The sequence below is a fragment of the Streptomyces marinisediminis genome, assembly GCF_026262575.1.
GTDB classification, from domain to species: Bacteria; Actinomycetota; Actinomycetes; order Streptomycetales; family Streptomycetaceae; genus Streptomyces; species Streptomyces marinisediminis.
Map to the genome: position 1 here is coordinate 114,787 of NZ_JAPKFL010000008.1, position 22,801 is coordinate 137,587.

General features: G+C 74.8%; 21 protein-coding genes. 5 read left to right on the forward strand and 16 right to left on the reverse strand.

Features of this window, described 5'->3' with window-relative positions; genetic code table 11:
• The 12 genes from OSB71_RS09005 to OSB71_RS09065 all read right to left on the reverse strand — a co-directional run bounded on the left by OSB71_RS09005 (nt 1) and on the right by OSB71_RS09065 (nt 14,869).
• Nucleotides 1–1,362 (reverse strand): glutamine synthetase family protein, encoded by a 1,362-nt coding sequence (locus OSB71_RS09005; RefSeq protein ID WP_265946219.1) that lies wholly within the window; start codon nt 1,360–1,362, stop codon nt 1–3.
• The gene (locus tag OSB71_RS09010) at nt 1,359–3,152 is read right to left on the reverse strand and encodes an IucA/IucC family protein (RefSeq protein WP_323055261.1); all 1,794 of its coding nucleotides are present in this window, start codon (nt 3,150–3,152) and stop codon (nt 1,359–1,361) included. Before OSB71_RS09010 ends, OSB71_RS09005 begins: the two co-directional genes overlap by 4 nt.
• Complete coding sequence (locus tag OSB71_RS09020; RefSeq protein WP_265946221.1) at nt 3,149–4,480, reverse strand: MFS transporter; 1,332 nt, start codon at nt 4,478–4,480, stop codon at nt 3,149–3,151. The genes OSB71_RS09010 and OSB71_RS09020 overlap by 4 nt, the downstream gene beginning before the upstream one ends.
• Nucleotides 4,477–5,859: a lysine N(6)-hydroxylase/L-ornithine N(5)-oxygenase family protein gene (locus OSB71_RS09025; RefSeq protein ID WP_265946223.1), complete on the reverse strand. Its 1,383-nt coding sequence runs from the start codon at nt 5,857–5,859 to the stop codon at nt 4,477–4,479. The genes OSB71_RS09020 and OSB71_RS09025 overlap by 4 nt, the downstream gene beginning before the upstream one ends.
• Entirely contained in the window at nt 5,856–7,619 is a 1,764-nt protein-coding gene (locus OSB71_RS09030; RefSeq protein ID WP_265946225.1) for an IucA/IucC family protein, read from the reverse strand. The genes OSB71_RS09025 and OSB71_RS09030 overlap by 4 nt, the downstream gene beginning before the upstream one ends.
• 26 nt (nt 7,620–7,645) lie before the next feature.
• On the reverse strand, nt 7,646–8,890 hold the full coding sequence (locus OSB71_RS09035; RefSeq protein WP_265946227.1) for an alanine racemase: 1,245 nt from the start codon (nt 8,888–8,890) through the stop codon (nt 7,646–7,648).
• Nucleotides 8,891–8,961: 71 nt separating this feature from the next.
• Nucleotides 8,962–9,549: a hypothetical protein gene (locus tag OSB71_RS09040; RefSeq protein WP_265946229.1), complete on the reverse strand. Its 588-nt coding sequence runs from the start codon at nt 9,547–9,549 to the stop codon at nt 8,962–8,964.
• A 71-nt stretch (nt 9,550–9,620) separates the two neighbouring features.
• A complete protein-coding gene (locus OSB71_RS09045; protein ID WP_265946231.1) occupies nt 9,621–11,135 on the reverse strand; it encodes a pyridoxal phosphate-dependent decarboxylase family protein in 1,515 nt (504 codons plus the stop codon).
• Nucleotides 11,132–11,329, reverse strand: coding sequence for a hypothetical protein (locus OSB71_RS09050; protein WP_265946233.1), 198 nt, complete (start codon nt 11,327–11,329; stop codon nt 11,132–11,134). The genes OSB71_RS09045 and OSB71_RS09050 overlap by 4 nt, the downstream gene beginning before the upstream one ends.
• Before the next feature lie 527 nt (nt 11,330–11,856).
• Nucleotides 11,857–12,714, reverse strand: a complete 858-nt coding sequence (locus OSB71_RS09055; protein ID WP_265946235.1) for an ABC transporter ATP-binding protein — start codon at nt 12,712–12,714, stop codon at nt 11,857–11,859.
• The gene (locus OSB71_RS09060) at nt 12,714–13,778 is read right to left on the reverse strand and encodes a FecCD family ABC transporter permease (RefSeq protein WP_265946237.1); all 1,065 of its coding nucleotides are present in this window, start codon (nt 13,776–13,778) and stop codon (nt 12,714–12,716) included. The genes OSB71_RS09055 and OSB71_RS09060 overlap by 1 nt, the downstream gene beginning before the upstream one ends.
• Nucleotides 13,779–13,870: 92 nt before the next feature.
• Nucleotides 13,871–14,869 (reverse strand): FecCD family ABC transporter permease, encoded by a 999-nt coding sequence (locus OSB71_RS09065; protein WP_265946239.1) that lies wholly within the window; start codon nt 14,867–14,869, stop codon nt 13,871–13,873.
• Nucleotides 14,870–15,008: 139 nt separating this feature from the next.
• Between OSB71_RS09065 and OSB71_RS09070 the strand changes: the two genes are divergently transcribed.
• A complete protein-coding gene (locus OSB71_RS09070; protein ID WP_265946241.1) occupies nt 15,009–16,022 on the forward strand; it encodes an ABC transporter substrate-binding protein in 1,014 nt (337 codons plus the stop codon).
• Between the two features lie 266 nt (nt 16,023–16,288).
• On the opposite strand, the gene OSB71_RS09075 is transcribed toward OSB71_RS09070, so the two are convergent.
• From OSB71_RS09075 to OSB71_RS09090, 4 genes are all read right to left on the reverse strand, one after another.
• Nucleotides 16,289–17,101, reverse strand: coding sequence for a (2Fe-2S)-binding protein (locus OSB71_RS09075; protein ID WP_265946242.1), 813 nt, complete (start codon nt 17,099–17,101; stop codon nt 16,289–16,291).
• Between the two features lie 195 nt (nt 17,102–17,296).
• Complete coding sequence (gene pepN, locus OSB71_RS09080; RefSeq protein ID WP_265946244.1) at nt 17,297–19,846, reverse strand: aminopeptidase N; 2,550 nt, start codon at nt 19,844–19,846, stop codon at nt 17,297–17,299.
• Nucleotides 19,847–19,928: 82 nt separating this feature from the next.
• A complete protein-coding gene (locus OSB71_RS09085) occupies nt 19,929–20,237 on the reverse strand; it encodes a chorismate mutase (protein ID WP_265946246.1) in 309 nt (102 codons plus the stop codon).
• Nucleotides 20,238–20,446: 209 nt separating this feature from the next.
• Entirely contained in the window at nt 20,447–20,896 is a 450-nt protein-coding gene (locus OSB71_RS09090) for an ATP-binding protein (RefSeq protein WP_265946248.1), read from the reverse strand.
• Nucleotides 20,897–21,094: 198 nt separating this feature from the next.
• Here OSB71_RS09090 and OSB71_RS09095 point away from each other — a divergent pair, with 198 nt between their 5' ends.
• The 4 genes from OSB71_RS09095 to OSB71_RS09110 all read left to right on the forward strand — a co-directional run bounded on the left by OSB71_RS09095 (nt 21,095) and on the right by OSB71_RS09110 (nt 22,790).
• On the forward strand, nt 21,095–21,967 hold the full coding sequence (locus OSB71_RS09095) for a helix-turn-helix domain-containing protein (protein ID WP_265946251.1): 873 nt from the start codon (nt 21,095–21,097) through the stop codon (nt 21,965–21,967).
• Complete coding sequence (locus OSB71_RS09100) at nt 21,964–22,155, forward strand: DUF397 domain-containing protein (RefSeq protein ID WP_265946253.1); 192 nt, start codon at nt 21,964–21,966, stop codon at nt 22,153–22,155. Before OSB71_RS09095 ends, OSB71_RS09100 begins: the two co-directional genes overlap by 4 nt.
• A gap of 249 nt (nt 22,156–22,404) precedes the next feature.
• Entirely contained in the window at nt 22,405–22,593 is a 189-nt protein-coding gene (locus OSB71_RS09105) for a DUF397 domain-containing protein (protein ID WP_265946255.1), read from the forward strand.
• Nucleotides 22,590–22,790: a DUF397 domain-containing protein gene (locus OSB71_RS09110; protein WP_265946257.1), complete on the forward strand. Its 201-nt coding sequence runs from the start codon at nt 22,590–22,592 to the stop codon at nt 22,788–22,790. The genes OSB71_RS09105 and OSB71_RS09110 overlap by 4 nt, the downstream gene beginning before the upstream one ends.
• The last annotated feature ends 11 nt before the right edge of the window (nt 22,791–22,801 follow it).

The following is a 22,801-nucleotide window of genomic DNA, read 5'->3' on the forward strand; positions in this document are numbered from 1 at the left end:
TCAGAGACGTTCGAAACCGCGGTGGCGCTCCCAGTCGGTGACGGCGCGCTCGAAGGCGGCGAGTTCGGTGCGGGCGGCCTGGGCGTAGTGGGTGGTGACGGTGTCGCCGAAGGTCTTGGCGACCAGGTCGCTGGTCTCCCAGTGGTGGAGTGCCGCGGTGAGGGTGCTGGGCAGGCGGGGCACGGCCGGGTCGGCGAGGGCGTTGGCGGGGTGGGGGTCGGGCAGGGGCAGCCGGTTCTCGATGCCGTGGAGCCCGGCGGCGAGGGCGGCGGCGAGGGCGAGGTAGGGGTTGGCGTCGCCCCCGGGGACGCGGTGTTCGATGCGCAGGGAGTGGCCGTGGCCGATGACGCGGACGGGGCAGGTGCGGTTGTCGCGGCCCCAGGTGATGCCGGTGGGGGCGAAGGCGCCGGGTTGGAGGCGCTTGTAGCTGTTGATGTTGGGTGCCATGAGCAGGGTGAAGTCGGGGAGGCAGGCGAGCTGCCCGGCGACGAAGTGGCGCATGAGCGGGGACATGCCGTCGGGCGCGGCGGGGTCGGCGAGCACGGGGCTGCCGTCGGCACCGCGCAGGGAGAGGTGGATGTGGCAGGAGTTGCCTTCGCCGTCGTCGTACTTGGGCATGAAGGTGACGGCGTGGCCCTCTTGGGCGGCGATGTGCTTGGTGCCGTGCTTGAAGAGGATGGTGTGGTCGGCCGTGGTCATGGCCTCGGCGTAGCGGAAGACGATCTCGTACTGGCCGGGGTGGACTTCCGCGCGGGCGGTCTCCAGGGTGAGTCCGGCCTGGACCATCTCGCGGCGGATGCGGCGGAGCATGGGTTCGAGGTGGCTGGTGCCCTGGAGGGCGTAGTCGACGGAGTGGCGGGTGGCGGGCCGCAGGCCGTGGTAGTGGCCCTCGTGGGCCTGGGCGTAGGTCTCCTGGAAGGCGAGGAACTCCAGTTCGGTGCCGGCGTGGGCGGTGAGGCCGTGGGCGGCGAGCCGGTCGAGCTGGGTGCGCAGGATATGGCGGGGGGCGACGGGGACAGGCGTGCCGTCGGGCCAGGTGGCGTCCGCGATAACGAGGGCGGTCGCCTCGTCCCAGGGGAGGGTGGTGCAGGTGGCGGGGTCGGGCTTGAGGAGGAAGTCGCCGAAGCCGGTGTTCCAGGCGTCGATGGCGTAGCCGGGGCCGGTGTTCATCTCGACGTCGGTGGCCAGGAGGTAGGTGCAGGCGCCGAAGCCGTGGGGGGCCGCTTCGTCGAGGAAGTGGGGCACGGACAGGCGGCTGCCCTGGAGGCGCCCTTGGAGGTCAGGCAGGGCGACGATGACGTTGTCCAGGCGGCCCGCCGCGTGGTCGGCGCGGAGCTGGGCGTAGGGGTCGGCGGGGGTCATGCGGGGTCCTCGGCGGTGTGGAGCGGGTTGGGTATGCGGCCGTGGGTGACGTCGAAGCCCTCGTCGCGCTCGGCGCGGTCGTGGAAGGCGCCTCCGAGGAGTTGTTCGCGGTTGAGGGCGACGCGGTCGAAGGAGGGGGCGAGCAGCCCGTACGCGGCGGCGTGCCGGGCGTGCTGGGGGAAGCGCCGGTGGTAGGCGTCGATCTCGGCGCGGACGAGCTGCCAGAACCGGGTCTCGCTGAGGTGGCCGTGGCGTTCGAGGAGGGGGGCGAAGTAGCGGAAGTGTCCGGCGAAGACGGCGCTGAGGAGGGAGTGGGCGAGCTCTCCGGCGGGCCAGCGCAGGAGGACCTCGTCGGCGCGTTCGGTGAGGGTGGCGTAGTGGGGGTGGTCTTCGGGGAGGAGGTTGACGTCCTCGGCGAAGTCCTTGACCGCGATGCCGATGGGGGTGTCGGTGGCGTCGTAGAGGATGACGGTGTTCTCGCCGTGGGGGCAGAAGGCGACGCCGTAGGCGTAGAGGTGGTGCAGGAGGCCGGGGAGGAGGGCGGCGAGCAGGCGCGAGAGCCAGTCTTCGGCGGTGCGTCCGGAGCGGTGGATGAGTTCGCTGACCAGGGCGCGGTCGTCGCTGCCCGTGGTGAGGAGGGCGGCCATGGTGCGGGCGCGTTCGCCGTCGCCCAGGTGGGTGGCGACGGGTTCGCGCCAGACGGCGCCGAGGAGCTCGTGGTAGCGGTAGGGGGCGTCGGGGACGTCGGCGTAGAGGGGGTGGTGGACGCTGACGGCGGCGACTTCGCCGAGCGGGTGGAAGCGGAGTTCTTCGCTGAGGTAGGGGTCGGCGGCGCGCAGGGTGTGCAGCCAGTGGCTGATGTCGGGGGCGGCGTGGGTGGGTTCGGTGGACAGGCCGCGCCAGACGAGGGTGTTGCGGATGAGGAGGGGCACCTTGACGTTGCGGCGGTGGGGGTGGTCGAGGTTGGCGAGGGTGCGGATGGACTGGAGGGGGCGGTAGCGGTCGGGGCTCTCGCCGAGGGGGACGATGCGGCCGTCGGCGAGGTAGGGGGCGAAGAGGGTCTCGACGGCTTCGTCCCAGTGGAAGGGGTGGACGGGCATCCAGTGGTAGTCGGCGCTTCGGTGGCCGGTGGCGGCGCAGGCTTTGTCGAGGGTGGCGGCGTACTGGCCGCGGGTGTGGGGGTCGAGTTCTTCGCTCAGGAGGGTGTCGGCGTCCAGGCCGGGGGTTCCGGAGTAGCGGGCGAGGCTGTGGTGGACGGCTGCCCAGGTGAGGCGGACGGCGCCGGCGGCCTCGGGGCTGTAGGTGGCGGCGTCGCGGCCGGAGAAGCCCAGGCGTCCCTTGTTGAGCAGCATGCAGGGGTGGCCGTCTTGGTGGGCTTCGAGGTCGAGGTGGTCGAGGTCGGCGAGTTCGGCGGCGGTGCGGGGGCGGGTGAGGGCGGTGGCGTCGGCGGTGCGGGTGGCGGTGAGTTCGCGGAGGACCTCGGCGGTGGTGGGGCCGTCCCAGCCGAGGGCGGGGCGGGCGTCGAGGAGGAGGCGTTCGGGGCCGGCTTCGGTGCCGTCGGCGGGGGCGGGGTGGCGGGTGGGGGTGCTGGTGAGGTGCCAGGTGCCGAAGGTGCCGCGGGTGGCGGTGAAGGTCCAGGTGACGCCGTCGGCGAGGGCGAGCCGGTAGGTGTCGTCCTGGCCGGGGACGGGCTCGGGGGTGAGGAGTTCTTCGTAGGCGAACTCGGCGATGGCTTTGGCCAGGAGGTGGCGGCCCGCTGCGGCCCAGGTGGCGGGGGTGGGGCGGTTCATGGGCGGGTCTCCTCCAGGGTCGGGGTGGGCGTGGGTTCGGCGGCGGATGCCCGCGGGGTCGGCGGGCGGCGGCCGCGGAGGCGGGCGAGGGAGAGCAGGGCGGCGGCGGCGAGGGCGGCCGCGGCGAGGCCGAGGGGCAGGGCGAGGTCCCGGCTTGCGGTGGCGGCCGCGGCGATGGGCGCGGCGATGAGTCCGGCGGAGCGGACGGTCTCGACCGCGGTGAAGGCGGGCCCGGTGGTGCCGGTGGCGCGGAACATGCGCAGTTCGACGGCGATCTGGGCGAGGCCGAGGCCGAGGCCGAAGAGGGCGCGGGCGGCGGTGAGCGCGGGCAGGCTCTCGGCGAGGTACTGGGCGGCCAGGCCGGCGGCGGTGACGGTGAGGGCCAGCGGCAGCAGGCGGGGGCCGAGCCGGGCGTGGGCGTGGCGGGCGGCGGGGAGGACGGCGAGGGCGGTGAGGGAGGGCAGCAGGAAGAGGAGGGCGGCGTGAGTGGTGCCGGTGCCCAGGGTGGCGGCGTGCTCGGTGAAGAAGGGCCGGGCGACGGAGACGGCGAAGTCGAAGGCGACGCCGATGAGGGCGGCGGCGGCGAGCAGCAGGAGCCAGTGGGCTCGGCTGCCGGGGGTGGCGGCGCGGGTGCCGGGTTCGGGGGGCGGCAGGTGGCGCAGGGTGCGCAGGAGGAGGGCGGCCAGGAGCAGGTCGAGGAGGGCGAAGGCGGAGATGCCGACGCGGGGGTCGGGCAGGGCGAGGACGCCGGCTCCGGTGAGGGTGGCGGCGACGGAGGAGAGGTGGAAGACGACGACGATGGCGCGGACGGCGTTGAGGCGGGCGGCGTCGGTGTCGGGGCGGGCCTGGCCGCCGGCGTGGCGGGTGTGCTCGGCGATGAGGGCCGGGTAGGCCAGCAGGAGGGCGCTGTTGGCGGCGACGGAGGCGGCGGATATGAGGGTGAAGGCGGTGTAGCTGGGGGCCAGGCCGAGGGCCAGGTCGCACGCGGCGCCGGCCAGGAGTCCGGTCAGGATGAGGCGGTGGGGCGCGACGCGGCGGGCGGCCAGCCCCCACAGGGGCAGGGCGGCGAGCCCGACGACGCGGCAGGTCCACAGGTACAGGCCGGTGGCGTCGGGGTCGTGGAGGTCGTAGAGCCGGGCGAGGAGTTGGGGGAGGAAGGGGGCGAGGGCGGTTTCGGCGATGAGGTAGAGGGCGATGACGGCGATGAGGACGCCGCGCAGGTGCCGGGTGGTGCGGGGGTGGCCGGGGGGTGTGGTGGCGGCCCCGGCCGCCGTGGCGGTGGCGGCCGGGGTGGCGGCGGGCCCGGGGCCGGGTTCCACGGTGGTCACCGGGGCGTCCCGGCGGTGGTGGAGCGGGGTGCGGGGGCGGGGGTGTCGGCGTGCGGGGCGGGGGCGCCGAAGGTGGTCCAGGCGGTGCGGCGGGGCACGGCGAGGGTGGGGCGGCCGGTGACGGCGTTGAGGATGGTGGCCGCGCGCCAGGCGCCGAGGGTGAGGTCGGGGGCGCCGACGCCGTGGGTGTGCATTTCGGCGTTCTGCACGTAGAGGGTGCCGGTGACGCGGGGGTCGAGGGCGATGCGGTAGTCGGCGTCGATCTGGTAGCGGCCGTGGGTGTCGAGGTCGACGAGGTCGAGCAGGGGGTCCAGGAGGGCGGGCCGCTGGGGGGTGTAGCCGGTGGCGGCGACGACCGCGCGGGTGTGGACGGTGAACTCGGTGTCCTGTTCGCGGTGGTGGCAGGTGAGGCGGTAGCCGTCGGCCTCGGGGTGGGCGGCGGTGATCTCGACGCCGGGGTGGAGGTCGGCGCGGGGGCGGGTGCCGCCGATGGTGCGTTCGTAGAGCTCGTCGTGGATGGCGCCGAGGGTCTCCTCGCTGACGCCCTTGTAGAGCTGCCACTGCTGGTGGATGAGGCGGCGGCGGGTGGCGTCGGGGAGGTTGCGGAAGTAGTCGATGTAGTCGGGGGTGAAGTGCTCCAGGCCGATCTTGGAGTACTCCATGGGGGCGAAGGCGGGGGTGCGGGCGAGCCAGCGCACGTGGGGACCGCCGTGGCCGTCGCCGTCCTGGGTGCGCAGGAGGTCGAGGGCGACCTCGGCGCCGGACTGTCCGGCGCCGACGACGGTGACGTCGTCGAGCCGGGCGAGGGCGGCGCGGTGGGTGCGGTAGTCGGCGCTGTGCAGGACGCGTCCGGGGTGGGCCGCGGTGGCCAGGGGGGCGAGGGCGTCGGGCAGGGTGGGTTGGGTGCCGGTGCCCAGGACGACCTGGCGGGCGTGGTCGGTGCGGGTGGTGCCGTCGGCGGCGGTGTGGGTGACGGCGAAGGCGTCGCGGGTCTCGTCCCAGGTCAGGGCGGTGACGCGGGCGTCGAAGCGGGTGTTGGGGAGCCGTTCGGCGACCCAGCGGCAGTAGTGGTCGTACTCGCGCCGGGGGATGTGGAAGCGCTCGGAGAAGAAGAACGGGAACATGCGCTCGTGGTGGCGCAGGTAGTTGAGGTAGCTCCAGGGGCTGGTGGGGTCGGCCATGGTGGTGAGGTCGGCGAGGAAGGGGACCTGCAGGGTGGTGCCCTCCATGAGCAGCCCGGGGTGCCAGGAGAAGGCGGGCTTGGCGTCGAGGAAGAGCGTGTCCAGGCCGGGGACGCCGTCGGCGAGCGCGGCCAGCGACAGGTTGAAGGGGCCGATGCCGACGCCGATCAGGTCGTGGGTGGTGTGCTGGGCGGTCACGGCTTGGCCTCCGCGATGGGGTTGGGTAGGTCGATGTAGACGGACTGGGTGTGGACGTCGCCGACGAGTTCGTCGAGGCCGTCGACGCAGGTGAGGTAGTTGCCCTTGCAGCGCAGGGTGGGGGCGTCCAGGAGGAGGTCGAGCAGGCCGGCGGCGCCGGGTTCGCGGGTGCGCAGGTCGGCGAGGTGGGTGCGCAGGGTGGCCAGGAGCGGGCGTTCGTCGGCGAGGCGGAGCGCGCCCATGGCGCCGACGAGGCCGAGGAGGTTGTTGATGCCGAGGTAGTAGGCCACGCGCTCGTCGACGAAGGCGTCGTCGAAGACGAGGTCGACGTCCTTGGTGGCGCCGGGGAGGAGGGCTTCGGCGCGGTCGGCGTGGGAGGCGGCCAGGTAGTAGCCCTGGCTGTCGCGGTACCAGCCGGCGCGGGGCAGGCCGTCGGCGTCGAGGGTGACCAGGGTGTTCTGGTGGTGGGGTTCCAGGGCGATGCCGTGGTGGGCGTGGAGGCCGACGAGCGGGGCGGCCAGGACGTCGAGGTAGCGGGTGAGCCAGAGCCGGGCGGCCTGGGCGGTGGTGAGGCGGTGGACGGCGGCGGCGCGGTGGACGGCGGCGGCCAGCGCGGCGCGGTGGGTGGGGGCGGTGCCGTCGCCGGGGCCGGTGCGTTCGGCGAGGAGCCCGGCGACGCACTGGGCGTCGTCGGCGCCGTGGAAGGGGTTGTCGCGCAGCGCGGTCTCCAGGCCGCTCTCGCGGTCGTCGTCCGGGGGCCCGGCGGTGATCCAGGCGGGGTCGCGCAGGATGCGGAAGGCGGGGTGCCGGGCGGCGAGCCAGGCGCCGGGGCCGGCGTCCAGGAGTCGGGCGGCGCGGACGCCCAGGCGCATCTCGGCGCGCAGGTTGTTGCGGCGGGAGTTGGTGATGCGCATGCCCAGGGAGAGTTTGAGCTGGTGGGCGGCATCTGGCCGGTACACGGTGCGCACGGAGGAGGTGGGGTGCCAGCTCGGGCCGTGCGGGCCGAGGTGGCGCAGCAGTCCGGCGTCCACCAGGGCGCGGACGGCGGGCCGGGCGAGGACGTCGCGGGCCTGCCAGGGGTGGGCGGGCAGCGGGAGCATGCCGTCGGGCAGGGGCAGGCCGTCGGCCAGGGGGCGCAGGAGGTCGGCGGGGTGGGCGCCGGTGAGGGTCTCGCCGGTGACGAGGTCGGGGTGGGCGGCGAACCAGTGCAGCGGGAAGGCGCCGCGCAGTTCGGGCGAGTAGGCGTCCAGTTCATGGTCGGTGGCCTCTTCACGGCTCTTGGGCGCCGGGTGGAAGGGGTGGCCCAGGAGGAGTGCCTGTTCGGCGTCGAGGAAGGGGGTGGGCCCGGTGGTGCCGGGGGGTTCGGCGCGGCGGGCGGCGAGGTGGGCCGCGGTGCGGCGGGCGGAGGTGAGGACGCGGGTGGCGGCGTCGGCGCCCAGGTGCGGGGGCAGGCCGCGGCCGAGGGTGGTCTCGCGGATGGCGGCGGCGGCGACCAGGGCGGTGTCGGCGGGCACCGGGGGTCCGGTGGGGCGGTCGAGGAGGGCGGGGCCGAAGCGGTGCCAGCCGGTCGCTGAGTGGTGCAGGACCGGCACGGTGAGGGTCAGGCCGCTGGCGGGCAGGGTCAGGCGCAGGGGGCTGCCGGTGGGCGGGACGGGCGTGCCGGTTTCGCGGACGTAGGCGCGCAGCAGGGTCTCGGTGGCGGCGTGGTCGGCGGCGCGCTGCGGGTCGGGGTGGTCCAGGGGGTCGGGGGCGTGGTGCATGGCGGGCTCCTCGGGGTGGTGCTGGCTCACAGCACGTGGCGTTCGGCCGGGGGGTGCCCCAGGAAGTTCGGCATGGCGAACTCGTAGCCGTAGGAGCCCGCGTTGGGGAAGACGACGAGGTCCCCGGCGCGGACGCGGCCGACGTGCACGTCGCGCAGGAGGGTGTCCTCGGGGGTGCACAGCTCGCCGACGACGGTCAGGGCGGCGTCCTCGGCGGTGGGGCGGGGGCCGTCGGCGTCGTTCCAGTGGTCGACGGGCAGGACGGCGACGTTGTGGACGATGTCCCAGGAGGTGGGGAGCTGGAAGTGGTTGATGCCGCCGCGCAGCATGGCGTACCAGTGGCCGTAGGAGTTCTTCAGGTCGGTGACCTCGGCGGCGTACCAGCCGCAGTCGGCGACGAGGTAGCGGCCGGGTTCGAGGATGACGCGGGCTCCGGCGGGCGGCGGGGTGTCGGCGATGAGTTCGCCGAACCGGGTGGTGTCGAAGGGCTTCTCGTCCTCGAAGGCGACACCGATGCCGCCGCCGGTGTCGATGTGGCGCAGGTCGATGCCGCAGGCGGCGGCGGTGCGCTGGGACCACCGCACGCACCAGCGGACGTAGGCGGCGTGGGTGTCGGCGTCGAGGTTGCCGGAGGCGGCGTGGATGTGGAAGCCGGTGAGGTCGAGCGCGGGCAGGGCGCGGGCGGCTTCGAGCACCTGTGGCACGTCGGGTTCGGGGACGCCGAACGCGGAGGGGACACCGCCCATGGTGAGCGAGCCGGTGATGGGGATGTGCGCGGGGTTGACGCGCAGGGCGACGCGGGCGGTGGTGCCCTGTTCCTGGGCGATGCGGCTGATGCGGCGCAGTTCCAGCAGGGATTCGGCGTTGATGGCCTCCACGCCCGCGGCCACCAGGTCGGTGAGGACGGCGGTGGACTTGGCGGGGCCGGCGGCCAGCAGTGGCGGCGTGCCCGGGCGGTCGCCCAGGGCGGCGCGGGCGAGGGCGAGTTCGCTGCGGGAGGCGATCTCGAACCCGGCGACGCGGGGGGCGAGGGCGCCCAGGACGGCGGGGTGGGAGTTGGCCTTGACGGCGTAGTAGACGGCGGCCCAGTCGGGCAGGGCGGCGCGCAGGGTGTGGGCGCGGTTGGCGGCGGTGTCGGGGTCGTAGAGGTAGGCGGCCAGGGGGGCGCGCTCGCGCGCGAGTTCCGCGAGCCGGGCGCGGACGCGCTCGGGGAGCCGGGTGAGCGGGTAGGCGGCGCGGTGGCCGGCGGAGGGCGGGAGCTCGATGGACACGGGGGCTGCCTCGGTGGTGACGGGTGGGGCGGACGGGTCCGCGCGGGCGGGCGGCGGGTGGGGCGGACGGGTCAGCGCAGGGGGCCGACGACCATGGTGTGGGGGCGCCAGCCGGGGTAGGGCTCGACGGTGCCGATTTTGTGGAAGCCGTACGTGGCGTAGCGGTCCAGGACGATGTCGTTGCCGTCGGCGATGAGGGCGGTGGCGCGCTCTTCGGTGCGCCGGGCGAGGAAGTGGGCCTGGAGTGCCTGGGCGATGCGGGTGCGCCGGAAGGGCCGGGTGACCAGCAGTTCGCACAGGCCGACGGTGCGGCCGGGGTACTCGCGGGTGAAGTCCGCGCCGGGGTCGGGGGTCAGCCCCTCCCACCAGAGGGTGTCGGTGGGCAGGGTGTAGCCGTAGAGGTAGCCGGCGAGGGTGTCGCCGGCGTGGGCGGCGACGAGGGAGAAGCCGGGGCGGGTGGCGTGGCGGGTGAGGCGTTCGGTGATGGGCGGGTCGCAGTGGTCGGCGAGGTCGATGGCGTGGGCGTAGACGTCCTCGTAGGCACGGGCCCAGGGCCGGGGGTCGGCCTGGACGTCGGCGCCGGTGTGGTGGGTGATGCGGACACCGTCGGGGAGCTGGTCGGCTATGGCTCTACGGGTGTCGGCGGTGGGGACGGACACGGTTCCTCCCGGTGGGTGTGCGGCGCGGCCGGCAGCAGCCTGCGGACTACGGTGAGTTAGGCCAGGCTAAGCTAATTGACGCGGGCGGTCGTTTCCAACCGGGCCTGTGCCGGGAAGGCCACCACGCCGCCGCGGGCGGCCGGTGCGCAGTGGTCGGTGACGAGTTTGAGCAGGGCGTCCAGGTCGGCGGCGGCGGTCTGCGGGTGCAGCAGCGTCGCCTTGAGCCACAGCCGCTGGAGCCCGTCGGCGTCGGCGGCCTTGGCCCGGCCGAGCACCGCGCGGCCGTCGTGCAGGAGCGTGCGGCGCACGGAGGCGACGAGTTCGTCACCGTCCTCGCGGGGCAGCCGGTCGGCGGCCAGCGGCCGGAACAGCACGGTGGAGATGCCGACGTCGCCGGGGCGGCGGCGCAGCGCGGGGTGGGCGTCGATGGCGTTCGCGAAGCGCCGGGCGGTGGTGACGCAGTGGTCGACGGTGCGGCCGATGCCGTCGCGGCCCAGGGCCCGCAGGGTGACGGCGATCTTGAGCGCGTCGGGGCGGCGGGAGGTGCGCACGGAGCGGCCCAGCAGGTCGGGGAGCCCGGCTTCGGTGTCGTCGTCGGCGTTGAGGTAGTCGGCGCGCAGGGCCAGGGCTTCCAGCAGGCTCGCGTCGGGCACGGCCAGGACCCCGGCGGCGACGGGCTGCCAGCCGAGCTTGTGCAGGTCGAAGGTGACGGAGTCGGCGAGTTCGATGCCGCTCAGCTGCGCGGCGTGGGTGTCGCTGAACAGCAGCGGCCCGCCGTAGGCGGCGTCGACGTGGAACTCGGCGCCGTGGGCGTGGGCGACGCGGGCGAGTTCGGGCAGCGGGTCGATGAGCCCCTCGTCGGTGGTGCCGGCGGTGGCGACGACCAGGGCACGGGTCTGGCCGCCGCTGGCGTCGGCGAGTTCGGTGAGCGCCGTCTCCAGGGCCGCCGGGCTCATGCGTCCGCCGGGGCAGGCGATGTGACGGGGCGTGGGCAGGCCGAGCATCCAGGCGGCGCGGTGCACGCTGTGGTGGGCGTTGGCCCCGCACAGCACCTGGAGGGGCCCGGCGGCGCCGGCGCGTTCGCGGCTCAGCAGCAGGGCGACGAGGTTGGACTCGGTGCCGCCGCTGGTGATGAGGGCGTCGGGGTGGTGCTCGGCGGGGAAGACGAGCCGGGCGAGCGCGGCGGTGACCTCCTCCTCGACGACGGCCGCGGCCGGTGCCTGGTCCCAGGAGTCCATGGAGGGGTTGAGCGCGGACGCGGCCAGGTCGGCGGCGGCGGCGACGGCCAGCGGCGGGCAGTGCAGGTGGGCCACGCAGTGCGCCTCGCCGGGGTCGGCGGCCCCCTCGGCGGTGGCGCGCACGGTGTCGTAGAGGGCGTCGCGGGCGCCGACGCCCTCGGCGGGCAGCACGGGGTGCAGGAGCTGCCGGGTGCGGGCGGTGACGACCTCGGGCCCGCCGGCGGGGAGGGGGCCGCCCCGGGCGGCGGCGCCGTCGGCGAGGGCGTCCAGGGCGACGGCGGTCAGGGCACGCAGGGCACGCGGGTCGCCGGGACCGGCGGCGACGGCGGTGTCGGGGTGGTGGCTCATGCGGGGGGCTCCACGTCGTTGAGGGCGTCGGCGAGGCGGGCGAGGCGGGCGAGGGGGGTGCGGCCGTCCGCGCCGGTGACTTCGGCGCCCGAGGCGGCGGGGGGCACGGGAGGCGCGAGGGGCGGGGTGCGCGCGGAGGCGCGGGCCGCGGGGTCGCGGTGCGCCCGCCGGTCGAGGAGTTGAGCACGCAGCATGCGTCAACGGGCCCTTCGGTCACGGTTCGTGCCGCACGCGGTGGCCGCGCGCGGGGCTTCGGGCGCGGTGGGCAGCCCGAAGGCGTGCTTAGGTTAGCCTAACCTTCAAGGCGTGCGGTACGGGGCCCGTGGGTGGGCGGTGGCGCGCGGCCCCCGGCTGTGGAACGCCGGGCGGTGCGGCGGGGTTACGCGCCATCGCCGGGCGGGCCGAGCGGGGCGGCCGGCCACCGGAGCGGGCGCCGCCAGGCCCCCGAGCGGACCCCACCGGGGCGGCGCCGCCAGACGACCCGAGCAGGCCACCGCGGCACCGGCCGGAGGACTCAAGGCGGCCCGGAACAGCTCCAGAGCGACTCGGGGCGGCGCAGGACGGCCCAAGACGGCGCAGGACGGCGCAGGACGGCGCGGGACGGCGCAGGACGGCGCGGGAACGGCGAGGACGGCCCAAGACATCCCAAGACAACCCAGGACGGCAGAGCAGCTCAGGACGTCCCGGGGCGGCCAGGCCAGCCCAAGACGGCCAGGGCGGCTCAGGGCGCCGCGGTCCGCTGGTGGCGGCTGAGCGGGACGACCAGCGGCGCGCCCGTCTCCTCGTCGTGCCGCACCCGGGCACGCAGCCCGAAGACCTCGCCCAGCAGCTCCTCGGTGAGCACCTGTGCGGGCGGGCCGCTGGCCGCGATGCGGCCCTCCCGCATGGCCACGAGCCGGTCGGCGTAGCGGGCGGCCAGCGACAGGTCGTGCAGGACGAGGACGACGGTGCGCCCGGTGTCCTGGTGCAGCTCGCGCACCAGGTCCAACACCTCGATCTGGTGGGCGAGGTCGAGGTGGTTGGTGGGCTCGTCCAGCAGCAGCAGCTCGGTGTCCTGGGCGAGTGCCATGGCGATCCAGGCCCGCTGCCGCTGGCCGCCGGAGAGTTCGTCCAGCGTGCGCTCGGCCAGCTCGAAGGTGCCGGTGGCGCGCAGGGCCCGCTCCACGACCTCCTCGTCGTGCGCGGACCAGCGGCGGTACCAGCTCTGGTGCGGGTGGCGGCCGCGGGCCACCAGGTCCGCGACGGTCAGCCCCTCGGGGGCCACCGGCGACTGCGGCAGCAGCCCCACCGTCGCGGCCACGGCCCGGGTGGGCAGCGTGTGCAGCGGCGTGCCGTCCAGCAGCACCCGGCCCCCGCGCGGTTTCATCAGCCGTCCGAAGGCACGCAGCAGCGTGGACTTGCCGCAGCCGTTGGGCCCGATGACGGCGGTGACCGAGCCGTCGGGGATGTCCAGGTCCAGGTCGTGGACGACGGCGCGCTCGCCGTAGCCGAGGGTGAGCCGCTCGGCGCGCAGCCGGACGGCGGGGGCGGCGGCGTCGAGGGCGTCGTCCCGCACGGAGGCGGGGGCGGTGTGGGTCATCAGGTGCGGGCCTTTCCGCTGCGGACGAGCAGGTAGAGCAGGTACGGCGCGCCCAGCGCCGCGGTGAGGATGCCGACGGGCAGTTCCACGTCGCCGAACGCGGTGCGGCCGAGCACGTCGGCCCACACGGTGACGGCCGCGCCCAGCAGCATGGACGCCAGCAGCGGCGGGTGGCCGGTGCGCAGCAGCCGCAGCGCGAGCTGCGGGCAGGCCAGCGCGACGAAGGCGATGGGCCCGGCGGCCGCGGTGGCCGTGGCCGCCAGCAGCACGGCGGTCACCAGCAGCGCCACGCGGGAGCCGGTCATCCGCACGCCCAGACCGCGCGCGGTGTCCTCGTCGAAGGCCAGCGCGCCGAACTGGAAGGACAGCAGCAGCGCGGCGGGCAGGAGCAGCACCAGCGCCCACCCGGCCGGGGCGGCGATGTCCCAGTTCGCGGCGTTCAGGCTGCCGTTGAGCCAGATCAGCGCCCGCCCGGCGTCGACGATGTCGGCCTTGATGAGCAGCCAGGACAGCACGCTGGTGAGCGCGGCGTTGACGCCGACCCCGACCAGCAGCACCCGGTACCCGCTCAGTCCGCGCCGCACCGCGAGCAGGTACACCGCGAGTGAGGCCAGCAGCGCGCCCGCGATGGCGGCGCCGGGCACGCCGATGTCGGCCAGCGGCCCGCTGACACTGCCGTAGGCGCCGCCGAAGACGATGACGGAGACGGCGCCCACCCCCGCGCCCGCGGTGATGCCCAGGATGTCGGGGCTGGCCAGCGGGTTGCGGGCGATGCCCTGGAGGATGGCGCCGGCCAGTCCGAGGGAGGCGCCCACCAGCGCGCCCACCACCGAGCGGGGCAGCCGCAGTTCCCACACCACCAGCCGGGCGGCGCTGTCCCCGCCGCCGAAGAGGGCGGTGACCACCTCCTGCGGGCTGAGCGGGAAGTCGCCGCGCCCGGAGCCGGCGACGATGGCGGCGAACAGCGCGGCGGCCATGGCCAGCGGCACCAGGACCGTGCGGGGCCGCCACACCGCGGAGACCGGGCCGACGCGCACGGGCGTGCGTCCGGGTACGCGGGACACGTGCTTCCCTTCTGTGGTGCCTGTGGTGCCTGAGGTGCCTGTGGAGCTGCCGGGGCGGCCGGAGTCCGCGGCGCGGGCGGCGGGCGGGGCGCTCACAGCCGCACCGGCTTCGTGCGGCGGACGAGGTAGATGAACACCGGCGCTCCGATGAGCGCGAGCATGATGCCGACCTGGAGCTCGCCGGGCCGCGCGACGACCCGCCCCAGCACGTCGGCGAGGAGCACCAGGGAACCGCCCAGCAGCCCGGCGTAGGCGAGCGTCCAGCGGTAGTCGGGCCCGGTGAAGTGGCGGGCGATGTGCGTGGCGACGAGTCCGACGAAGCCGATCGGGCCGCACGCGGCGACGGCCGAGCCGGTCAGCAGCGTGATGGCGGCCATGCCGGTGGCGCGGGTGACGCCCAGGCGCACGCCCAGGCCGCGGGCGACGTCCTCGCCCAGCGAGAGCGCGTTGAGGCCGGGCGCGTTGAACGCGGCGAGGACGAGCCCGAGGACGACGAACGGCAGGAGCTGCACGGTGAACTCCAGCGGGCGCCCGTTGACCGCGCCGACCATCCAGAAGCGGTAGGTCTCCAGCGCCTGCCGGTCGAAGATCACCATGCCGGCGGTGAGCGCGGTGAACAGGGCGTGGGCCGCGGCCCCGGCGAGGGCGAGCGTCACCGGCGTCGCGCCGCCGCGGGCGAGGGTGCCCACGCCGTGCACCAGCAGCGCGGCCATCAGCGCCCCGGCGAAGGCGAACCACACGTAGCCGTAGAGGCTGGTGATACCGAGGACGAACACCGCCCCCACGACCCACACGCCGGCGCCCGCGCTCAGCCCGAGGATCACCGGGTCGGCGATGGGGTTGCGGGTGTGCCCCTGCATCAGCGCGCCCGCCACCCCGAGGGCGACCCCGGCGACGGCGGCGAGCACCGTACGCGGCAGTCGCAGGGAGCCGACGATGACGTCGGCCTCCGCGCCCGCCGGGCTCCACAGCCCGTGCCAGACCTGGCCCACCGTCAGCGCCTTGGAGCCGAACGCGATGGAGGCCAGCAGGGCGAGGGCGAGCACGCCGAGCAGGACGGCGAGTCCCGCCCAGCGTTTACGGGCGCGCACGGGCGTGACGGGGCGCCGCCCCGTCCGCGGTGGCGCAGATAGCGCTTCGATCACGATCTCCTTCGCCGGCACCATCCTGTAGGTTAGGCGAGCCTATCCTTACAGTGCACCCCCCCCCGTGAACGAAGGGAACCCCCTGATGAGAGCCCGTTGGCTCACACGCTTCGGCCGATCAGTCGGCGCCGTCACCGTCGCCCTCGGCCTGTTCGCCACCGCCGCGTGCAGCAGCGACTCGAACCAGGATACGGACGAGGAGAACGGCAAGTCCCCGGCCGCCTCCGACGCCGCGTTCCCGCGGACGGTCGAACACGCCATGGGGAGTGCGGAGATCGAGGAGGCCCCGCAGCGGGTCGTCGCCCTCGACATGACCTTCGTGGACGCCACGCTGGCCCTGGAGAGCCAGGTCGTCGGCTACACCACGCTCACCGGCCCCGAGGAGAAGCTCTCGCCGCACTTCGGCGAGGACGCGCAGACCTACGGCGGCGAGGCGCAGGAGGTCGGCACGCTCGACGAGCCGAACCTGGAGAAGATCATCGCGCTGAAGCCGGATCTGATCCTGTCCGCCAAGGTGCGGCACGAGAAGCTCTACAACCAGCTCTCCGAGATCGCCCCGACCGTCTTCAGCGAGGACACCGGCGCGACGTGGAAGGACAACCTGCGCCTGACCGGTGAGGCGTTGGGCAAGGAGGAGCTCGCCGAGGAGAAGGTCTCCGGCTTCGAGGAGCGCGCCGCGACGATCGGTGACGCGGTGCGCGAGCAGGAGGGCGGCAACCCGTCCGTCTCCGTGGTCCGCTTCGTGGACGGCCCGACGCGGCTGTACAAGGAGGACACCTACATCGGTGTCATCGTGAACGACCTCGGCTTCGACAAGCCGAAGGACGCGCAGGGCACCGGCTTCAACGCCGACATCTCCGAAGAGCAGATCGCGAAGGTCGACGCCGACGACATCTTCGTCACCGCCTACCCCGACCCGGCGGGCGCCTCGGAGAAGAGCAAGGAGCAGTTCACGGCCAACCCGCTGTGGGGCCAGCTCCAGGGCGAGGTGCACGAGGTGAGCGACATCACCTGGATGATCGCCGTCGGTCTCTACGGCGCGCACGCCGTCCTGGACGACGTCGCCACGGCCTACGACGTGGACCCGGCCCGGGCGTAACGGGGCGGCGGCACGCATCCGCCGAGGGGCGGCCGCGCCCGCAGGAGCGGGACGGCCGCCCCTCGCCGCGTCCGCGCCCGACGCGGCCCGTCGCGGGCCCCGGCGCGCGGGGTCCGCGGCATGCGGGCCTCGGCCGCCGGGGCGCCCGGACCCGCGGCACCGGCGCGCCGGCACGCCCGAGCACGGGACACCGGCCGGACGTCTACGCCCCGGAGCAAGGCCGGCGGCGCGCCGCGCCCCCGCGCCGTACGCGCCCGCGTTCCGCCTCACCGCGCCCGCGGGCAGCTCCCGCACAGGGGCTGACCGGGAAAGGTGTAGTACAGGCAGCAGTTGATCCGGGTGCGGCCCCGGGCCGGGTCATCGGCCCCCGGGCGGAACCCGGCGGCGCCCGTGAACGGCGGGGTGCCGCCGGGCAGCACGGCGTTCGCCGCCCGCGCGGCCGCCTCCCGGTCGCCGAGCAGCGTGCCCAGGTAGCCGAGCCCGTCGGCCAGTTCGTCCGTCGCCACGCCCCACAGGCCGCGCGGCCCACGGCGCAGCAGCGGGGCGAAGGCGTCCAGCACCGGCGCCAGGTGCGCGGCCACCGCGGCCCGCAGCTCGGCGCGCAGCGCCGGGGCGTCGGCCACCACGCGGGTGCCGGGCACGTCGGCCGCCGGGTCGTCCGGCAGGCAGCTCACCGCGTGCGGGGCGAGCGTGAGCAGCCCGCGTTCCTCGTGGTAGCCGACGCCGTCCGGGGCGAGCCAGGGCACCCGCCGCTCCAGGTGCCACGGTGCGCTCATCGCCAGGCAGGCCACGAACGCGTACTGGTGCAGCACCTCCATCGCGGCCACGTCGCGGCGGGGCGCCGTGCCCCGGGCGGCGTGCAGGCGCTCGCCCTGCCGGTCCACCAGCCACCCGCGCAGCGCGGCGTCCTCGGCCAGCGCCCGGCCCGTCAGCCAGCCGCCGCCCGTCGGCGGGCCGGTGACCACGCGCAGGAGCGGGAAGCCCGCGCCGAAGCGCGCGTAGACGTCGGCGACGAGCGCGTCGAAGTCCGACGGCGCTCCGGCGGCGGGTACGGACGGCGGTGCTGCGGTGGTGGACACGGGCGCCTCTCAGCCGATGCGGACGACTCGGTCAGGTAAGCCTCACCTTAGAGCCCCAGGGGCACCCGGCGACAGGGCCGCCCTCGGTCAACGGCTCTTCACATGCCCATGCCAAGAGCGGCAGCGGCAGCGGCAGTCCAAGATCAAAAGACGCCCGGGTCCGCGCCCGCCAACGGGCGGGCGCGGACCGTGGGTTCAGCCCCGCACGCGCAGGGCGCGGCGCAGGTCGTCGAGCTGGTCGGCCAGCGGGCGGCGCAGGGCGGGCGGCACGTCCGGGCGGGCCAGGCGCTCCTCCCCCAGCTCCAGCACGCGCGGCTCCACCAGCGCCCGGGGGAAGCCCTCGGCGGCGGCGAAGTGGGCCAGGGAGGGGCCGCGCCGCTCGGCGACGTCGACGGCGGCCGCGAAGTACCGCTCGGCGTAGGGGCGGACGAGGTCGGCGTGCTCGGGGTGCCAGAAGCCCTGCGCGGTCGCCGCGAACAGGTAGTTGGACAGCTCGTCGGCCGGGCCGAACAGGGCCTCCCACGCGGCGGCCTTGGCCTCGGCCGTGGGCCGGGCGGCCCGGCAGCGCGCGGCGCCCTCGCGCCCGGTGGCGCTGGTGTCGCGGACCGCCTCCGCGGCGATCTCCGCCTCGCCCACGGCGCCGAGCACCGCCAGGCGGTGCAGGACGCGCCAGCGCAGTTCGGCGTCGAGCTCCGGGCCGCCCGGCACGGTGCCCTCGGCCAGCCAGCGGGCGGGCTCGGCGGGGTCCGCGGCGCAGGCGACGGCGGCGCGGACGGCGGTCAGGCGCAGTCCCGGGTCCCGGCCGTCGGCCGTCGCGTCCAGCAGTTCGCGGCAGACCGCGCGCAGCGTGGCGAGGGCGGCGGGCCGGTCGGCGGGCGGCAGCAGGCGGTCGGCGACCTCGGTGCGGGCGAAGGCGAGCACGGTCTGCACGATGCCGTTGTCCGTCTCGCGCGGCAGGTGGGCGCGGGCGGCGTCCAGGTAGGCGGTCGGCGGGAGGTCGCCGTCGCGCACCATGTCGCGGGCGGCGTTCCACACCACCGCGCGGGAGAGCGCGTCGGGCAGCCCGGACAGGGCGGCGCCGACGGTCGCCCAGGAGTGCGCGTCCAGGCGGATCTTGGCGTAGGTCAGGTCGCCGTCGTTGAGCAGGACGAGGTCGGGGCGCGTCCCGGGCAGGTCGAGCGCGGTGGTGCCGGGCTCCGCGGGGACGTCGGCGTGGACGGGCTCGCGCGGCAGGAGCCGCCCGGGTTCGTCCGCGGCCCGGTCGTAGAGCCCGACGCGCAGCAGGTGCGGGCGGGTGCCCTCGTGCCGCAGCACCAGCCGCCAGCCCGCGCCGCCGCCCCCGCCGCCGGTGTGCTCGGCCGCGCCGCTCCCGGCGCCCTCGGCGGTGACCTCCGGGACGAGGGTGTCGACGCCGGAGGTGCGCAGCCAGTGGGCCGCCCAGCCGTGCACGTCCCGGTCGGAGGCGCCGGCCAGGGAGTCGAGGAAGTCGGCGAGGGTGGCGTTGCCGAAGCGGTGCGCGGCGAAGTGGGCGTTGATGCCCGCGAGGAAGGCGTCGCGGCCGAGCCAGGCGACGAGCTGGCGCAGCGCGGAGGCGCCCTTGGCGTAGGAGATGCCGTCGAAGTTCAGCCGGGCGGCCGCGGTGTCGGGCACCGCCTCGGGGTCGGGGGCGACGGGGTGGGTGGAGGGCCGCTGGTCGGCGTCGTAGCCCCAGGACTTGCGGGCGATGGCGAAGTCCGTCCAGGACTCGCTCCAGCCGGTGGCCTCGGTGAGCACCTGGTAGCCCATGTACTCGGCGAAGGACTCGTTCAGCCAGATGTCGTCCCACCAGCGCAGGGTGACCAGGTCGCCGAACCACATGTGCGCCATCTCGTGGGCGACGACCATGCCGCGCGTCTGCCGCTGGTTGTCGGTGACGGCGGAGCGGAAGACGAACTCGTCGCGGAAGGTGACCAGCCCCGGGTTCTCCATGGCGCCGGAGTTGAACTCCGGCACGAAGGCCTGGTCGTAGGAGTCGAACGGGTAGGGCTCGTCGAACAGCTCGTGGTAGCGGTCGAAGCAGCGCCGGGTGACGTCGAACAGCTCCTCGGCGTCGGCGTCCAGGTGCGCGGCCAGCGACCGGCGCACGTGCAGGCCGAACGGCAGCCCCGCGTGCTCGGTACGCACCGAGTGGTAGGGCCCGGCGGCGACGGCCATGAGGTAGGTGCTCAGCGGCGGCGTCGTCGCGCACCGCCAGTGCCCGGGGCGGGCGGCGTCGCGGGCGGCGACGCCGTTGCCCAGCACCGTCCACTCCTCGGGCGCGGTCACCGAGACGGCGAACTCGGCCTTCAGGTCCGGCTGGTCGAAGCAGGCGAAGACCAGGGGGGCGTCGGACTGGCAGCACATCGTGTAGAGGTAGACGTGCCCGTCGGCCGGGTCGGTGAAGCGGTGCATGCCCTCGCCGGTGTGCGAGTAGGGCATGTCCGCGACGACGCGCAGCTCGTGCTCGCCCGGGGCGAGCCCGGTCAGGGCGACGCGCCCCTCGGCGTGCGCCTGGTCCGCCAGCGGCCGTCCGTCCAGCTCGACGCGGTGCAGCGCGGCGGGACGCACCTCGACGAACGTGTCCCCCGCCTCCCGGGCGGTGAAGCGGACGACGGTCGTGGACCCGAAGACCTCCGCACCGCGGGTGAGGTCGAGGTCGATCGTGTAGCGGTGGACGTCGAGGAGGGCGGCTCGGGCGTGCGCTTCGTCGCGCGTCAGTACGGACATGCGCCATATGGTGCCGCACGCCCGCCCGGGCCGCAGGCGGGTGCACCCCGGCACGCGTGTGCGGACCCGGGCGCCCCGGCGGCTACTCCCCGTTCGCCAGCGTCTCGTGGTGCCGGATGACCTCGGCGATGATGAAGTTGAGCAGCTTCTCCGCGAACGCCGGGTCGAGCTTGGCGTTCGCGGCGAGCTGACGCAGCCGCGCGATCTGCCGCGCCTCGCGCGCCGGGTCGGCCGGCGGCATCCGGTGCTCGGCCTTGAGACGGCCGACCTCCTGGGTGCACTTGAACCGCTCGGCGAGCATGTGCACCACAGCCGCGTCGATGTTGTCGATGCTGTCCCGCAGCCGCTCCAGCTCGCCGTGGACGGCCGGTCCGATGTCGCTCTCGCTCATGACGCCCGACCCTAGCCCGCCACCCCCGCCACGAGCCGCACCGTCCACCGGCTGAACGCCCCTCCGGCGGTGCCGCACCCGTGGCCCCACCCTCCGGCGACGACCCCACCACCGACCACGGCAGCGGCGAGCACGCGGCGCCGACGATTGCCGCGACCCACCCCGCGGCGCGGGGGCGCCCTACGACGCGGGGCACCCGAGCCCCGCACTCAAACACCGTCGCGCACGCCGGGAACCTCGCACTCGGCCCAGACGGTCTTCCCCGGCCCGACCCGGTCCCGCACGCCCCACCGGGCGGCCAGGGCGTCCACCACCAGCAGCCCCCGGCCGTGGTCCTCCTCGGGCTGCGGCACCCTGCGCACCGGGTGCCCGGGGTGCGTGTCCGACACCTCGACGCGGACGAGGCCGGGCGCCGGGTCGTACTGGAGCCGCACGGCGAAGCTCCGCCCCGCCACCCGGCCGTGCGTCGCCGCGTTCGCGGCCAGCTCCGCGACGACGAGCACGACCGCTTCGTGGGCCGGAGTGCCGTAGGGGTGCCCCCAGGCGGAGAGCTGGTGGGCGGCCAGCAGGCGGGCCAGCCGTGCACCGCGCCGCGTGGCGGAGAACCACTGGGTGAACGGGCCTACGGTGGCGTGAAGGTGTTGTCGATGAGCTTGCATGGCTTGATCGTGCGCCCGGCTGACGGCCTGTCGGCAGGCACGGTACCCCTACAGTTCCCGGTGTACGGGTTCACCCGCTGGACTGGGCGCCTCACCCTGCGTGACCATGGAGGTGTCGTGCGTGACGCAGCACGGACGGCGCACGGTACGGGACGCGCGGGGCGTTCGGCAGCCCCGGCACGGCGGAAGGCGGCTGCGATGACGAGCGGTAACGGCGGCACGGGCGGGCCCGGAACCGGCGGCGGCGGAAACGGCGGTGAGCCGGAGCTGTCGGACAGCCTCAAGACGTTCGGGGCCGTCCTCAAGGCTCTCCGCGACGAGGCCCGGCTCACCCAGGAGCAGTTCGCGCCCCTGGTCCGCTACTCCACGGCGTACATCGCCAAGATCGAACAGGGGAAGCGCTTCCCGCCGCGTGAACTGCTCGACCGCGCGGAGCAGGTTCTCGGCGCCTCGGCGGCCCGCGTTCTTGCGGCGGCCGCGAAGAGCCTGACCCGCAAGGCTGGTCTCGCGTCCTGGTTCCGCCAGTGGGCGGGCATCGAGGAGGAGGCGATCTCGCTCTACACGTATGAGTGCCGAGCGATTCCGGGACTGCTGCAACCGGAGCCGTACATCAGGGCCGTGTTCGATCGCAGGTTGCCGCCGCTCGCCGAGGAACAGTCAGAGCGGCAGGTAGCCGCTCGTCTCGACAGACAGCGGCTGCTCGCCGAGCGGCCCAACACCACGTTCAGCTTCATCGTCGAACAGGCGTTGCTCGACCGTGGTTTCGGTGGACGAGAGGTGACGCGGGCGCTTCTTGACCGCCTGCTGGAGTGCGGGCGCCTGCGCAACGTCGAGGTGCAGGTCATGCCACTGCACCAGGAAGACCACTCGGGTTTCGAAGGCCCGATGTATCTCGCTGAGACGACGGAGAATCGGTGGATCGGTTACCTCGAGGGGCACGAAACCAGCATGCTGGTCACTGACCCGAAAGCAGCCAGTGCCATGCTCCAGCGCTATGGCAAGATGCGCTCACAGGCTCTCAGTCACCACACCACCATGAGCCTGTTGGAGCGGATGCGAGGAGCGCTATGAGCACCACGGAACTGACCTGGTTCAAGAGCAGCTACAGCGGCGGTGGCGGCGACAACTGCATCGAGATCGCCATCGGCACGGAAGCAGTCCACATCCGCGACTCCAAGGACACCCGGCGCGGATCGCTCAGCATCCCGGCCGACGCGTGGGCGGCGTTCACGACCCTCGCGGCCGACACACGCGCCTGACTTCCCTGGGGCAGCGGCCCCGCTGCCCCACCCACCTCCCGGGGATCCGCCACTCCACGCCACCCCGCCCGGGGAGCCGACGCCTGCACTTCAAAGCCAGCTCGTCGGCCGGTACGCCCCTCCTCGTTGTCGTACAAGTGTCCTGGCCGCAAAGCCCCTGACGCGGTCGCGATGCCATGGCAAGCTACGGCCGCAGGCCCCGGCCGCGAAGCCTGAGCGAGCCTGTCGAAGCGGAACGCGAGGAGCGCTATGACCACCACGGAACTGACCTGGTTCAAAAGCAGCTACAGCGGTAGCTCGGGTGACAACTGCGTCGAGATCGCCATCGGCACGGAAGCAGTCCACATCCGCGACTCCAAGGACACCCAGCGCGGATCGCTCACCCTCCCGCCCGACGCGTGGGCGGCGTTCACGGCTCGGATGCGAGGAGCGCTATGACCACCACGGAACTGGCCTGGTCCAAGAGCAGCTACAGCGGTAGCGAGGGCGACAACTGCGTCGAGGTCGCCATCGGCACGGAAGCGGTCCACATCCGCGACTCCAAGGACACCCGGCGCGGATCGCTCGCCGTTCCGGCCGACGCGTGGGCGGCGTTCACGGCGTTCACGGCGTTCGGCGGCGTCGCGCGCGGCTGACCGGGCCCCGG